The 13,603-nt window shown below is 70.6% G+C and carries 12 protein-coding genes; 3 read left to right on the top strand and 9 right to left on the bottom strand.

Annotated features, from left to right (window positions below):
* Window positions 1-39: 39 nt before the first annotated feature.
* The gene (locus D9598_RS09210) at window positions 40-1,083 is read right to left on the bottom strand and encodes a rod shape-determining protein (RefSeq protein ID WP_198366139.1); all 1,044 of its coding nucleotides are present in this window, start codon (window positions 1,081-1,083) and stop codon (window positions 40-42) included.
* 209 nt (window positions 1,084-1,292) lie between these two features.
* Here D9598_RS09210 and D9598_RS09205 point away from each other — a divergent pair, with 209 nt between their 5' ends.
* Entirely contained in the window at window positions 1,293-1,532 is a 240-nt protein-coding gene (locus tag D9598_RS09205) for a YMGG-like glycine zipper-containing protein (RefSeq protein ID WP_198366138.1), read from the top strand.
* 92 nt (window positions 1,533-1,624) lie between these two features.
* On the opposite strand, the gene D9598_RS09200 is transcribed toward D9598_RS09205, so the two are convergent.
* Window positions 1,625-3,208, bottom strand: coding sequence for a 2-isopropylmalate synthase (locus D9598_RS09200; protein ID WP_198366137.1), 1,584 nt, complete (start codon window positions 3,206-3,208; stop codon window positions 1,625-1,627).
* Window positions 3,209-3,668: 460 nt separating this feature from the next.
* On the opposite strand from D9598_RS09200, the gene D9598_RS09195 reads away from it, so the two are divergent.
* Complete coding sequence (locus tag D9598_RS09195) at window positions 3,669-4,199, top strand: GNAT family N-acetyltransferase (RefSeq protein WP_198366136.1); 531 nt, start codon at window positions 3,669-3,671, stop codon at window positions 4,197-4,199.
* A gap of 45 nt (window positions 4,200-4,244) precedes the next feature.
* Here D9598_RS09195 and puuE read toward each other — a convergent pair whose 3' ends face one another.
* From puuE to miaA, 6 genes are all read right to left on the bottom strand, one after another.
* Window positions 4,245-5,171, bottom strand: a complete 927-nt coding sequence (gene puuE / locus D9598_RS09190) for an allantoinase PuuE (RefSeq protein WP_198366135.1) — start codon at window positions 5,169-5,171, stop codon at window positions 4,245-4,247.
* 49 nt (window positions 5,172-5,220) lie between these two features.
* Window positions 5,221-6,417 (bottom strand): putative zinc-binding metallopeptidase, encoded by a 1,197-nt coding sequence (locus D9598_RS09185; RefSeq protein WP_198366134.1) that lies wholly within the window; start codon window positions 6,415-6,417, stop codon window positions 5,221-5,223.
* Between the two features lie 139 nt (window positions 6,418-6,556).
* Complete coding sequence (gene ilvC, locus D9598_RS09180) at window positions 6,557-7,573, bottom strand: ketol-acid reductoisomerase (RefSeq protein WP_198366133.1); 1,017 nt, start codon at window positions 7,571-7,573, stop codon at window positions 6,557-6,559.
* Between the two features lie 36 nt (window positions 7,574-7,609).
* A complete protein-coding gene (gene ilvN / locus D9598_RS09175) occupies window positions 7,610-8,134 on the bottom strand; it encodes an acetolactate synthase small subunit (RefSeq protein WP_198366132.1) in 525 nt (174 codons plus the stop codon).
* Window positions 8,135-8,191: 57 nt separating this feature from the next.
* Window positions 8,192-9,988 (bottom strand): acetolactate synthase 3 large subunit, encoded by a 1,797-nt coding sequence (locus tag D9598_RS09170; RefSeq protein ID WP_198366131.1) that lies wholly within the window; start codon window positions 9,986-9,988, stop codon window positions 8,192-8,194.
* A 57-nt stretch (window positions 9,989-10,045) separates the two neighbouring features.
* Window positions 10,046-11,038, bottom strand: coding sequence for a tRNA (adenosine(37)-N6)-dimethylallyltransferase MiaA (gene miaA / locus D9598_RS09165; RefSeq protein WP_198366130.1), 993 nt, complete (start codon window positions 11,036-11,038; stop codon window positions 10,046-10,048).
* Window positions 11,039-11,082: 44 nt separating this feature from the next.
* Between miaA and serB the strand changes: the two genes are divergently transcribed.
* Window positions 11,083-11,991 carry a phosphoserine phosphatase SerB gene (serB, locus tag D9598_RS09160; RefSeq protein ID WP_198366129.1) on the top strand — a complete coding sequence of 303 codons (909 nt, stop codon included), beginning with the start codon at window positions 11,083-11,085 and terminating at the stop codon, window positions 11,989-11,991.
* Window positions 11,992-12,057: 66 nt separating this feature from the next.
* On the opposite strand, the gene D9598_RS09155 is transcribed toward serB, so the two are convergent.
* Window positions 12,058-13,602 carry a DegQ family serine endoprotease gene (locus D9598_RS09155; RefSeq protein WP_198366128.1) on the bottom strand — a complete coding sequence of 515 codons (1,545 nt, stop codon included), beginning with the start codon at window positions 13,600-13,602 and terminating at the stop codon, window positions 12,058-12,060.
* Between the last annotated feature and the right edge of the window lies 1 nt (window position 13,603).

Genomic DNA, 13,603 nt, shown 5'->3' with positions numbered 1-13,603 from the left:
CCAGAAACCCGCCTTGGGCGGGCCCGGCGCCTTTATACCTCAGTACATGGTGGAGAGGACGTGGCGCAGTCGCTTCATCTCATCGAGCGCCCGCCCTGTGCCCAGCGCGACACAGGCCAGCGGGTCCTCCGCCACCGACACCGGCAGGCCGGTCGATTCGCGCAGCACCTGGTCCAGCCGCTGCAGCAGCGCGCCGCCGCCGGTCAGCACGATGCCCTTGTCCACGATATCGGCGGCAAGCTCCGGCGGCGTGTTCTCCAGCGCCACCTTCACCGCCTCGACGATCTGCGTCACGGGCTCGGCGATGGCCTCGGCGATCTGGCGCTGGCTGATGACGATCTCGCGCGGCACCCCGTTCATCAGATCGCGGCCCCGGACCTCGGTCATTGGCCCCTCGCCGCCATAGTCCGGATAGGCGGCGGCGCCGATCTCGAGCTTGATCCGCTCCGCCGTGCTCTCGCCGATCAGCAGGTTGAAGTGGCGGCGGATGTGGGAAATGATCGCCTCGTCCAGCTTGTCGCCGCCGACGCGCACGCTGCGGGCATAGACGATGCCGCCCAGCGAGATCACCGCCACCTCGGTGGTGCCGCCGCCGATATCGACGATCATCGAACCGGAGGGCTCGGTCACCGGCAGGCCGGCGCCGATCGCGGCCGCCATGGGCTCCTCGATCAGCAGCACCTTGCGCGCCCCGGCCGATTCGGCGCTCTCCTGGATGGCGCGGCGCTCGACGGTGGTGGAGCCGGAGGGCACGCAGACGATGATCAGCGGCGAGGCGAAGCCCCGGCGATTGTGCACCTTGCGGATGAAGTGCTTGATCATCTCCTCCGCCACCTCGAAATCGGCGATGACGCCGTCGCGCAGCGGCCGGATGGCAGCGATGTTCCCGGGCGTGCGGCCCAGCATCATCTTCGCCTCCTCGCCCACCGCCAGCACCTGCTTGCGGCCCCGGATCTCGGCGATGGCGACGACGGAGGGCTCGTTCAGCACGATGCCCCGCCCCTTCACGTAGACCAGCGTGTTCGCAGTGCCGAGATCGATGGCCATGTCGGCGGAGAGGAAGCCGAACAAGCGGGAGAGCATGCAGCGCACCTTCCTGGTATCAGCCGCCCTGGGATCAGCCGCCCCCGGGCCGGGACACAGCGAAAGGGCGCAGAGGCTTACCCTTCGGCACCGCCGGCCTCAAGCCGCAATCGTGAGCCATGCCGTGCCAAGAATGACACCTCGGCAACCTTCAACCCAGGAGCGCGTTACACAGCCGCAAGTTCCTGCAGACAAAGGAAGCACAGCGAATGCGGAAAGCCCCTCTCCTGCTCCTGGCCCTGGCCGGCCTCGGCCTCTCGGCCTGCGGCTACAGCACCGGTGATCGCGCCGCCTCGGGCGGCCTGCTGGGCGCCGGCACGGGTGCCGCCATCGGCTCCCTCTCCGGCAATGCCGGCACGGGTGCGCTGATCGGCGGTGGCGTCGGTGCCCTGGGCGGTGCCGCCACCAGCTCGGACCAGGTCAATCTGGGCCGGCCGGCCTGGCGCTGAGCCCCGGGCGCTGAGCGCGCACCCGGCCACCAGGGACGGAACAGGCCGGGGAGGGCGACTTCCCCGGCCTTTTCTTGTCTCGGCGCGCCGGATCAGGCGCTGCGCATGATCTCCGGCGGCGCGGTGCGGGCGCGCTTGGCCAGCAGCTTGTTGAGGGCGTGCACATAGGCCCGGGCCGAGGCGATGATGGTATCGGTATCCGCCCCCTGCCCGTCCACGAGCTTGCCGTCCTCCTCCAGCCGCACGGTGACACGGGCCTGGGCATCGGTGCCGCCGGTGACGGACTGCACGGCATAGAGCTTCAGCTCGGCGCGGTGCGGCACCACTTGTTGCAGGGCGTTGAAGGTGGCATCCACCGCGCCGTCGCCGCCGGCCACGCCGTCGCACTGCTCGCCATCCACCTCCAGCGCGACGCTCGCGGTCGGCCGCGTGCCGATGCCGGTGGCGACGGTGAGCGCCAGCAGCTTCACCCGGTCCTTGATGCGCACCACCTCGTCATCGACCAGGGCGATGATGTCCTCGTCGAACACCGTCTTCTTGCGGTCGGCCAGGTCCTTGAAGCGCCGGAAGGCATCGTTCAGCTGATTGTCGCCCAGCGTGTAGCCGAGCCCGGCCAGCTTGTCGCGGAAGGCGGCGCGGCCGGAATGCTTGCCGAGCACGATGGAGTTGGTCGTCCAGCCGACGCTCTCGGGCGTCATGATCTCATAGGTGGACTTGTCCTTGAGCACGCCGTCCTGGTGGATGCCGCTCTCGTGCGCGAAGGCGTTGCGGCCGACGATCGCCTTGTTCGGCTGCACGTCGAAGCCGGTGATGGTGGCCAGCAGCTTGCTGGTGCGGAGGATGTTCTGGGTGACGATGTTGGTCCGGTAGGGCAGCGCGTCATGGCGCGTGCGCAGCGCCATCGCCACCTCCTCCAGGCTGGCATTGCCGGCCCGCTCGCCGATGCCGTTGATCGTGCTCTCGATCTGCCGCGCGCCGGCCTGGATGGCGGCGATGGTATTGGCCACCGCCATGCCGAGGTCGTTGTGATTGTGCGCCGAGAGGATCACCTGATCCGCGCCCGGCACCCGCTCGCGCAGCGCCCGGAAGATCGCCGCCATGTCCTCCGGCATGGAGTAGCCGACGGTGTCGGGGATGTTGATGGTGGTCGCGCCCGCCTTGATGGCGGTCTCGACGCAGCGGCAGAGGAAGTCGATGTCGCTGCGGCTGCCATCCTCGGCGCTCCACTCGACATCCTCGGCATGGTTGCGGCCGAGCGTCACGCTGCTGTGGATCAGCTCCAGCACCTCCTCGCGCGACATGCGCAGCTTGACGCGCATGTGCAGGTCGGAGGTGGCGAGGACGATGTGGATGCGGCCCCGCGCGGCAGGCTTCACCGCCTCGGCCGAGCGCAGGATGTCGGCCTGGGCGGCGCGGCTCAGGCTGGCCACCACCGGCCCGTCCTTGGCGAAGCGGGTGGCGATGGAATGCACGCTGTCGAAATCGCCCGGCGAGGCGATGGCGAAGCCGGCCTCCATGACGTCGACGCCCAGCTCGGACAGGGCCTCGGCCATGCGCAGCTTCTCCTCCAGGTTCATGGAGAAGCCGGGCGACTGCTCGCCGTCGCGCAGCGTGGTGTCGAAGAAGATGATGCGGTCGTCGTCCAGCTTGCCGAAGCTGGGATGATGGATGGCCATGGAGAGCGTCCCTCGATAATTCCTGCCGCGATTCTGGGCCCTGGCGGGCGCGGCCGTGACGGTGCCGGTGGGGCGCGCGAAGGCGCCCGGGTCTCCCCTGAGGGGACTTCCCCTGAGCGATGCCGGCCGGTCAGCCGGGCGTCACGCCCAGGGGCGGCTAAGTCGAAGGAGGAGGCCGGCCAGCGGACGCGCACCGAGGACGGCGGTGAGGCCGTGCTGCAGCTCGAAGGCGCGCGGGGTCGGGATCATGGCCGGAACGATAGGCAGAGCCGCGGCGGGATGCAAGCCGCGGCCGCCGGGCGGAGGCGGAAATCGGTTTCGATGAAGCTTTTCTGACGGGCTGCCGGATGACTGGCGGCCCCCCGCCGGGCCCCGCTATCCTGGTGGCGTGCGGCGCCAGGGCGCGCCGCGCCGACAAGGGCCGCCGCAGGCGGTCTCCGTCACAACAGCAAGGTGCCTTGTGCGCCCCCGAACTATCGAGCTCCGCGCGATGCGGAGCGATGTCGAGCGGACCCGCTACCACGCCATCCGCGAAACTTGCATTTTCGAGCTGTATCACCATGCGGACGGGCCCTATCCCTGCCGCTACGACCCCGGACATCCGGATGAGTCCGCGCCGGGGCACCACCCCCTGGTGCTGTGCCTCGATGGCGCGGTGGCGGGCACCATCCGCATCGACATGAAGCCGGATGGCCGCGCCGTGCTGCGCCTGATCGCCATCGCGCCGGAATACCGCGGCGAGGGGCTGGGTGGGGCGCTGCTGGCCGAGGCCGAGGCCTTCGCGCGCCGCGCCGGCGCCACCCGGCTCTGCGTCAACGCGCGGCGGCCGGCGCTCGGCTTCTACAGCCGGTCCGGCTTCCAGCCCGGCCACTGGGATGGCTGCACCACCTGCCCCGAGGGCGTGCCGCTGGTGAAGCCGCTCGCGGCCAGCCTGGACGGACGGGCCACCACCCGCCGCGCCCCGGCCGCCGCGGTGCGACAGGCCGCGTGACGAAGAGGCCGGGGGCCCAAGGCCCCCGGTTTCAGCTCCCCGCCCTCAGGGGCCTGGCGGATGCACCGCCATCCAGTGCCGGGCGATCTCCTCCCGCGTCGCCACCCAGACATCCTTCTGCGCCACGACGTGGTCCAGGAAACGCTCCAGCGCCGCCGCGCGCGCCGGCCGGCCGACCAGCCGGCAATGCAGCCCGACGCTCATCATCTTCGGCGCCGTCGCCCCCTCCCGCCGCAGGAAGTCGAAGGCATCCGTCAGATGCTGGGTGAAGCCGTCATTGGCCGAGAAGCCGGGCGGCACCGCGAACTTCATGTCGTTGTTGTCGAGCGTGTAGGGGATGATCAGAAGCGGCCGACCGGCGACGGTGACGTAGTAGGGCAGGTCGTCGTCATAGGCATCGCTGTCGTAGAGGAAGCCGCCATGCTCGGCGACGAGCCGGCGCGTGCGCGGGCTGATGCGGCCGGTGTACCAGCCCACGGGCTTCTTCCCGACAAGCGTCTCGATGGTCTCGACGCATCGCGCGATATGCGCGCGCTCCGTCGCCTCATCCACCGCCTGGTAGTTGATCCAGCGCCAGCCATGGCTGGCCACCTCGTGCCCCGCCTCGGCGAAGGCGCGGCCGATCGCGGGGTTCAGCTCCAGCGCGCGGCCGACGCCATAGACGGTCAGCCTCAGCCCGCGCTCGGCGAAGAGCCGCAGCACGCGCCAGACCCCGGCGCGGGCGCCATAATCGAACTGGCTTTCCTTGCCGATGTCGCGGGCGCCCATGACCGGATCGCCGCCCGGCGTCTCGTTCAGATAGATCTCGCCGCCCGGGTCGCCGTTCAGCACGCTGTTCTCGCCGCCCTCCTCGTAGTTCAGCACGAAGGACAGGGCGAGCCGCGCGCCGCCGGGCCAGCGCGGGTCCGGCGGGTTGCGGCCGTAGCCGGTGAAGTCGCGGGGATAGGGGCTGTCGGGTGCGAGGATGGTCATGGCGGCCCCAGCCTGGATCGGCCGGGGCCCGCGGGTCAATCGCTCCCGGTCATGCCGCCACCGGCACCGCCTCGGCCTGGGCCCCGGGCAGCTCGCCATGCACGAGGGACTGGATGAAGGCCAGCTTCGCCACTACCGCCGGCGAGAGCACGAAGGGATAGAGATCCGGCGTGCCCATGCAGCGGTTAAGGCTGTTCACCGCCGCGGTCAGCGGCACCCAGGCCTCCATCAGCGGTTCGATGCGGGTCTCACGGTAGGGGTCAAAATCCACCTCGGCGGTCAGCGTGCCGGACTTGTCGGCATGCGGGTCGATGCCGAGGCCGAAGGCGCGCGCCATCTCCAGGGTGTCGACGATGTGCAGATAGTGCGCCCAGGTTTCGGCGAAGTCCTCCCAGGGATGCGCGGTGGCGTAGGTGGAGACGTAGTTCTCCTGCCAGTCGGCCGGCGGCCCCTCGTTGTAGTGGCGCTGCAGGGCGGCACCGTAATCCTGGCTGTCGTCGCCGAAGACGGCACGGCACTGCTCCAGCCGGCCGCCATCCCGCACCAGCCGATCCCAGAAGTAATGCCCGGATTCATGGCGGAAATGGCCGAGCAGCGTGCGGTAGGGCTCGCCCATCGCCTCGCGCCGGCGCACCCGCTCGGCGTCGTCAGCCTCGGCGAGCGCCAGGGTGATGAGGCCGTTGTCATGCCCGGTCATCACATTCGGGCCGCCATCCGGCATATCCGCCAGGAAGTCGAAGACCAGGCCGTTCTGCGGATCGTCGACCCGGTTGGGCAGCGGCAGGTCCAGGCGGATGAAGCCGTAGAAGGCGCGCCGCTTCGCCTCCTCGATCTTCTGCCAGCGCGCCAGGTTCAGCGGATCGGAGATATCGGGGATGGTGCGGTTGTGCCGGCAGGCCAGGCAGAAGCGCTCGGGGGAATCGTCCGGCACCAGCCAGTTGCAGGCATCCTGCGCGGCATTCTCGCAGAAACGGTGGAGCCTGTCCGGATCGGCCCGCGGCCGCCAGAGCTGGCGGGGGGGTGCCGAGGCCGTCCCCGCCTGCTCGCCGTCGAGGTCGCCCGCCGCCTGCTTGTCAGCCTCCTCCGGCGAGACCTCCTGCGGGATGCCCTCCTCCGGCTCTATCGGGTCCAGCGCCGAGAGGCGGTTCCGCCCGGGCAGATAGCCGAGCGTCGCGCCGCACTTCATGCACTGGGTGTTCTCGAAATAGAGCAGCTGGCCGCAGACTTCACAGTTGAACAGACGCATGGGGGGTCCTCCGGCGCGGGTCCTGGCTGGAACGGCACCATGGGCGGGTGGTTGCGATGCCGCAATCGCGCATCTCCTCCTCGCTGAACGCAAAAGGGGCGCCGAAGCGCCCCTCCCCTGTCCGAACCTGATCGCGGGCTCAGTTCCGCGTCTTGTCGACCAGCGCGCCCTTGGTGATCCAGGGCATCATGCCACGCAGCTTGGTGCCGACCTCCTCGATGGAGTGCTCGGCCAGGCGGCGGCGGGTCGCCTTGAAGGAGGCCTGGTTGACCTTGTTCTCCAGCATCCAGTCGCGGGTGAACTTGCCGGACTGGATATCGTTCAGCACGCGCTTCATCTCCGCCTTGGTCTCGGCGGTGATGATGCGCGGGCCGGTGACGTACTCGCCATACTCCGCGGTGTTGGAGATGGAGTAGTTCATGTTGGCGATGCCACCCTCATAGATGAGGTCGACGATCAGCTTCACCTCGTGCAGGCACTCGAAATAGGCCATCTCGGGCGCGTAGCCGGCTTCCACCAGCGTCTCGTAGCCCGCCTTGATCAGCTCGACGAGGCCACCGCAGAGGACGACCTGCTCGCCGAACAGGTCGGTCTCGCACTCTTCCTTGAAGGTGGTCTCGATGATGCCGGAGCGGCCGCCGCCGACGGCGGAGGCGTAGGAGAGCGCGATCTCCAGCGCGTTGCCCGAGGGGTTCTGGTGCACGGCCACGAGGCAGGGCACGCCGCCGCCTTTCTGGTACTCGCCGCGCACGGTGTGGCCGGGGCCCTTCGGCGCGATCATGAACACGTCGATATCGGCACGCGGCTCGATCAGGTTGAAGTGCACGTTCAGGCCATGCGCGAAGGCGAGCGCCGCGCCTTCCTTCATGTTCTCGTGCAGATGGTCGCGGTACAGGTCGCCCTGGCCCTCATCGGGCGTCAGCACCATCACCACATCGGCCCACTTCGCCGCCTCGGCCGGGGAGAGCACCTTGAAGCCGGCGGCCTCGGCCTTCCTCGCGGAGGCGCCGGGGCGCAGGCCGATGACCACCTCGGAGACGCCCGAGTCCCGCATGTTCATGGCATGGGCATGGCCCTGGCTGCCGAAGCCGATGACCGCGACCTTCTTGGCCTTGATCAGGTTCACATCCGCATCGCGGTCGTAGTAGACGCGCATCTCGCGCACTCCCAGTGGGTTGGCTGAAAAGGAAGGTCAGGCCTGCAGCGCGGCGGTGCCCCGGGCGATCGCCACCGCGCCGGTGCGGCTGACCTCCACGAGGCCGAGCGGCCGCATCAGGTTGATGAAGGCATCGAGCTTCTCGCCGCTGCCCGTCATCTCGAAGACGAAGCTCTCGATGGTGGCATCGACGACGCGGGCGCGGAAGGCGTCGGCCAGGCGCAGCGCCTCCTGCCGCGCCGAGCCGGAGCCCGCGACCTTGACGAGCGCCAGCTCGCGGTTGAGATGCGGCCCCTCCAGCGTCAGGTCGGCCACCTTGTGCACCGGCACCAGCCGGTCGAGCTGCGCCTTGATCTGCTCGATCACCATCTCGGTGCCGGAGGTGACGACGGTGATGCGCGACAGGCGGCCCTCGGCATCGACCGGCGCCACGGTCAGGCTGTCGATGTTGTAGCCGCGGCCGGAGAACAGGCCGATGACGCGCGCCAGCACGCCGGCCTCATTCTCCACCAGCACCGCGATGGTCGCGGCCCGGAAGCTGTTGTCGGTGGGATCGGGCATGGTTCGTCCAGTCGGGGATCGGGGGCGCGGAGCGAAAGGGGGGATGGCGGCGCGGCGTCAGACCAGCGCCGTCCCCTCATCCGTGACGCCCGCCCCCGCGGCGATCTGCCCCGGCGCCAGCAGCATCTCGTTGTGCGCGGCACCGGAGGGGATCATCGGGAAGACGTTCTCCTTCTCGTCGACCGCGACATCGACGATCACCGGCCGGTCGATGGCGATCATCTCGCGGATGACGCGGTCGAGGTCGTCCATGCCGGTGGCGCGCAGGCCCACGCCGTGGAAGCTCTCGGCCAGCTTGACGAAATCGGGCAGCGCCTCGCTGTAGCTCTCGGAATAGCGGCCGCCATGCAGCAGCTCCTGCCACTGCCGCACCATGCCCATGTACTGGTTGTTCAGGATGAAGACCTTCACCGGCAGGCGATACTGCGCCAGCGTCGACATCTCCTGGATGTTCATCAGGATCGAGGCCTCGCCGGCGATGTCGATCACCAGCGCATCCGGATGCGCGACCTGCACGCCCATCGCCGCCGGCAGGCCGTAGCCCATGGTGCCGAGCCCGCCCGAGGTCATCCAGCGGTTCGGCTTCTCGAAGCCGAAGTACTGCGCCGCCCACATCTGGTGCTGGCCGACCTCGGTGGTGATGAAGGTCTCGCGCCCGCTCTCCCGCGTCAGCTCGTAGAGCCGCTTCACCGCGTGCTGCGGCTTGATGATCCGGCCTTCCTGCACGTAGCGCAGGCAGTCCCGGCCGCGCCACTGATCGATCTGCCGCCACCAGCCGGCCAGCGCCCCGCGGTCCTGCGGCGCGCCATCGGCCTCCCAGGCGGCGATCAGCGCGCGCAGCACGGCGGCGGCGTCGCCCACGATCGGCACCTCGACCTTGACGTTCTTGTTGATCGAGGAGGGATCGATATCGGCGTGGATCTTCACAGACCCTGGCGCGAAGGCGTTCAGCCGCCCCGTCACGCGGTCGTCGAAGCGGGCGCCGATGTTGAACATCACGTCGCACCCGTGCATGGCGAGATTCGCCTCGTAGGTGCCGTGCATGCCCAGCATGCCGAGGAACTGCGGGTCGCTGGCGGGATAGCAGCCGAGGCCCATCAGCGTGTTGGTGCAGGGCAGGCCCGCCATGCGGACGAACTTCGTCAGCAGCTCCGAGGCCTCGGGGCCGGCATTGATCACGCCGCCGCCGGCATAGACCACCGGCCGCTTCGCCCCCTTCAGCAGCGCCACCGCCTTGCGGATCTGCGCCGCGTCGGGCTCGAACTGCGGGCGGTAGGAGCGGTGCTCGGTGGTGGGCGGCGGGGTGTAGCGGCCCTTGCCGATCAGGATGTCCTTCGGCAGGTCGATCACCACCGGGCCGGGGCGGCCGGAGCGCGCCACGTAGAAGGCCTCGTGCACCGTGCTGGCCAGCTTGTCCATCTGCTTGACCAGATAGTTGTGCTTGGTCGCGGGCCGGGTGATGCCGGTGGTGTCGGCCTCCTGGAAGGCGTCGTTGCCGATCAGGTGCGTCGGCACCTGACCGGTGAGGCAGACGATCGGGATGCTGTCCAGCAGCGCGTCCACCAGCCCGGTCACGGCATTGGTGGCGCCGGGGCCGGAGGTGACGAGCACGCAGCCCACCTTGCCGGTGGAGCGGGCATAGCCCTCGGCCGCGTGCACCGCCGCCTGCTCGTGCCGCACCAGGATGTGGCGGATGGCGTTCTGGTTGAAGATCGCGTCATAGATCGGCAGCACGGCGCCGCCCGGATAGCCGAAGATGACCTCTACGCCCTGATCCTTCAGCGCGCGGAGGACGATCTCGGCACCCGTCATCGACTGGGCCTCGGATCCGGCGGGAAGGGTGGCGGAGGACATGATGGGTACTGGCTTTCCTTGGTTCGGCCCGGCGGCAGCCGTGCCGGGGGCCCCGATCTAAGCCCCCTGCCCCGTCGCGTCAACGCGTCGTCGAACAAACGAGAAAATTTCCTCACTTTCTCTTTCCGAAAATTGCTCAATATCCGTCACTCGCGCATGGATCGTATGCGTTTCGCTGGGGTCGGCCAGCGCCTGATGGCGGAACCAGGTGGCCTGCCGCTTGGTGTACTGGCCGATGGCGAGGCAGGCGCGCCGCCCCGCCTCCTCCAGCCCGGCCTCCCCACGCAGCACGGCCGAGAGTTCCGGCACGCCATGCGCCCGCATGGCCGGCAGGGCGGGATCGAGCCGCCGCGCGAGCAGGGCGCGCACCTCCTCCATCGCCCCCGCCGCCAGCATCGCCTGCCAGCGTCGCCCGATCGCCGCGCGCAGCGCGTCGCGCGGCGGGTCGAGCCGCAGGGCGGCGAAGCGCCAGGATGCAGCGTCCCCGGCCAGCCCCTCCCCGGCCGCCGCCTGCCAGGCCGCGAGCCCGCGCCCGGTACCCTGCCGGACCTCCCAGGCGCGGGCGATCCGCTGGCTGTCCGTCGGCCGCAGCCGCGCCGCCGTCTCCGGGTCCGCCGCCGTCAGCCGGGCATGCAGCGCGGCGGGGCCGATCTCGGCCAGCAGCGCCCGTGCCGCCGCCCGCGCCTCGGGCGGGATGGGCGGGATGTCCACGATGCCCTCGATCAGCCCGCGCAGGTAGAGGCCGGTGCCGCCGCAGAGGATGGGCAGGCGGCCGGCGTCGCGCGCCGCCGCCATCTCGGCCAGCGCCAGGCCGCGCCATTCGGCGAGGTTGCCGGCCAGCGCCGGGTCGCGCACGCCGTAGAGCCGGTGCGACGCGCGCGCCCTCTCCTGCGGCGCGGGCTGCGCCGTCAGCACCGCCAGCCCGGCATAGAGCTGCATGCTGTCGGCGTTGATCACCACGCCGCCGAGGCGCTCCGCCAGGGCCAGGGCGAGCGCCGATTTGCCGCTCGCCGTCGGTCCCGCCACCAGCACCGCCAAAGCGTCACGCATCGCCTGTTGATCCCGTCCCGTCCGGGCGGCATGGTCCGCCGCGCATGCAGAATGTTCTGACCCTGATCGCGCCCGCAGGCCAGCTGCCGGCGCCCCTCGCCGCGCGGGTCCGCTCCGCGCTGATGGCGCTCGGCGCCGATACCGGCACGCCGGACTGGCTCTCGGAGGCCGAGGCGCTGGACCTTCCCTTCGACGGGCTGGCGCCGGAGCAGGCCGTCGCCGCCGCCCGCGGCGCGCTGGACGGCGCCCCCGCCGATGCCATCGCCCAGCCGGCGGCGGGGCGCCGCAAGCGGCTGCTGATCGCCGACATGGACAGCACGATCGTGCAGAGCGAGACGCTCGACGAACTCTCGGCCTATGCGGGGGTGAAGGAGCGGGTGGCCGAGATCACGCGCCGCAGCATGAACGGCGAGATCGACTTCGCCGCCGCGCTCCGCCAGCGCGTAGCCATGCTGAAGGGGCTCGACCTCTCCGCGCTGGAGGCCACCTGGCGGCAGACCCACCCGATGCCCGGCGCCGCCGAGCTGGTCGGCACGATGGTCGCGCACGGCGCGCATTGCGCCCTCGCCTCCGGCGGCTTCACCTGGTTCACCGGCCGCGTGGCGGCGCAGCTCGGCTTCACCAGCCACCACGCCAATATCCTGCTGGATGACGGCCAGGCCCTGACCGGCGGCGTCGAGGAGCCGGTCTTCGACCGCGAATCCAAGCTCGCCACGCTGAAGCGCCTCGCGGCCGATCTCGGCCTGCCGCTCTCCGACACCCTGGCGGTGGGCGATGGCGCCAACGACCTCGCCATGCTGGGCGCGGCGGGCCTCGGCATCGCCTTCCGCGCCAAGCCGGTGGTGGCGGCGGCGGCGCGGGCGCGGGTGGATCACGCGGATCTGCGCGCCCTGCTCTTCGTCCAGGGCTACCGCGCCGCCGAGTTCGTTACGGCGGGCTCCGGGCAGCGCTGACGCAGGGTCCCGGCCCCGCGGAGAAGGCGGCCGGGAAGAGGCTTGGTCCCTTCCCGGCCCGCATCGTCAGCCCGGGCTGCCGGGCTCCCGGCCCAGGCGCAGCGGCACGAAACGCTGGCCCTGCCCGTTCTCGATCAGCATCAGCGCGCTCGGCCGGTTCTGCCGGCGCAGGCGGGTGAGCTGCTCCTGCACCTCCTGCGGAGTGGTGACGCGGTTCTGCTGCACTTCCACGATCAGGTCGCCGGCGTTGAGGCCGCGCTCGGCGGCGCTGCTGTTCGGCGCCACCTCGGTGATGACCACCCCCTTCGCCTCCTCGCCGAGGCTGAAGCGCTCGCGCGTCTCGGGCGAGAGCGGCGCCACCTTGAGGCCCAGGCCCGACAGCTCGACCGCGCCGCTGCCGGGCCGTGCCTGCTGCGGACTGCCGGCGGAGGCCTGCTGCTCGGCGGGAAGCTCGGTGACGGTGACCTCGACGGTCTGCCGGTTGCCGCCGCGCCAGAGCTCGACGGGCACCTTGCTGCCGACCTTGGTCTCGGCGACGACGCGCGGCAGCTGCCGCATCTCGCGCACATCCTGCCCGTTGAAGCGCAGGATCACGTCACCGTTGCGGATGCCGGCCTTCGCGGCCGGGCCATCCTCCTGCGCGCGCGCCACCAGGGCGCCCTGCGCGCCGCCCGGCAGGGCCAGGCTCTCGGCGATCTCCTCGGTCACCTGCTGGATGTTCACACCCAGCCAGCCGCGCCGCACCCGGCCGTCGTCGCGCAGCTGCGCGACGATGTTCTTCGCCAGATTGGAGGGAATGGCGAAGCCGATGCCGATCGAGCCGCCGGAGGGCGAGACGATGGCGGTGTTGATGCCGATCACCTCGCCCTGAACGTTGAACAGCGGGCCGCCGGAATTGCCGCGGTTGATGGCGGCGTCGGTCTGGATGAAGTCGTCGTATGGACCGGCGTTGATGTTGCGGCCGCGCGCCGAGACGATGCCCGAGGTCACGCTACCGCCGAAGCCCAGCGGATTGCCGATCGCCAGCACCCAGTCGCCCACCTCGGCCTTGTCGGAATCGCCGAAGGGCACGACGGGAAGCGGCTTCTCCGGCTTGACGCGCAGCACGGCGATGTCGGTGCGCGGGTCGACGCCGACCAGCTCGGCCCGCAGGGTGGTGTTGTCCTGCAGCACCACATTGATCTCGTCGGCGCCGTCGATGACGTGGTTGTTCGTCACGATGATGCCGGAGGCGTCGACGACGAAGCCCGAGCCCTGGCTCTGCGCGCGGCGCGGCGGCTGGCCGGGACGCGCGCCCGGGCCGCCGGGGCGGTTGCGCTCGAAGAAGTCGCGGAACAGCTCCTCGAAGGGGCTGCCCGGCGGGGCCTGGGGCATCTCCGGCGCGTCCGGCCGCCCGGCGCGGGCCTGCAGCGTCTGGCTGGTCTGGATGTTGACCACGGCCGGCAGCAGCTTGCGCGCCAGCGGGGCGAAGCTCTCCGGCGTGGTGGCCACCGGGCCCGGCGCGCTGGGCGCGTTCGGCGCCACGGTGGCGGGCTGCGCCAGGACGGAGGGCGAGAGGGCGAGAGGCGCCGCGGCAACCGTGGCACTCAGGAGAAGGGTGGCGAGACGCATC

This window comes from Roseomonas sp. KE0001, assembly GCF_016107285.1.
Taxonomy (GTDB): Bacteria; Pseudomonadota; Alphaproteobacteria; order Acetobacterales; family Acetobacteraceae; genus Pseudoroseomonas.
Note: the sequence above shows the minus strand (reverse complement) of the source record. Positions and strands in the feature narration are given on the sequence as shown.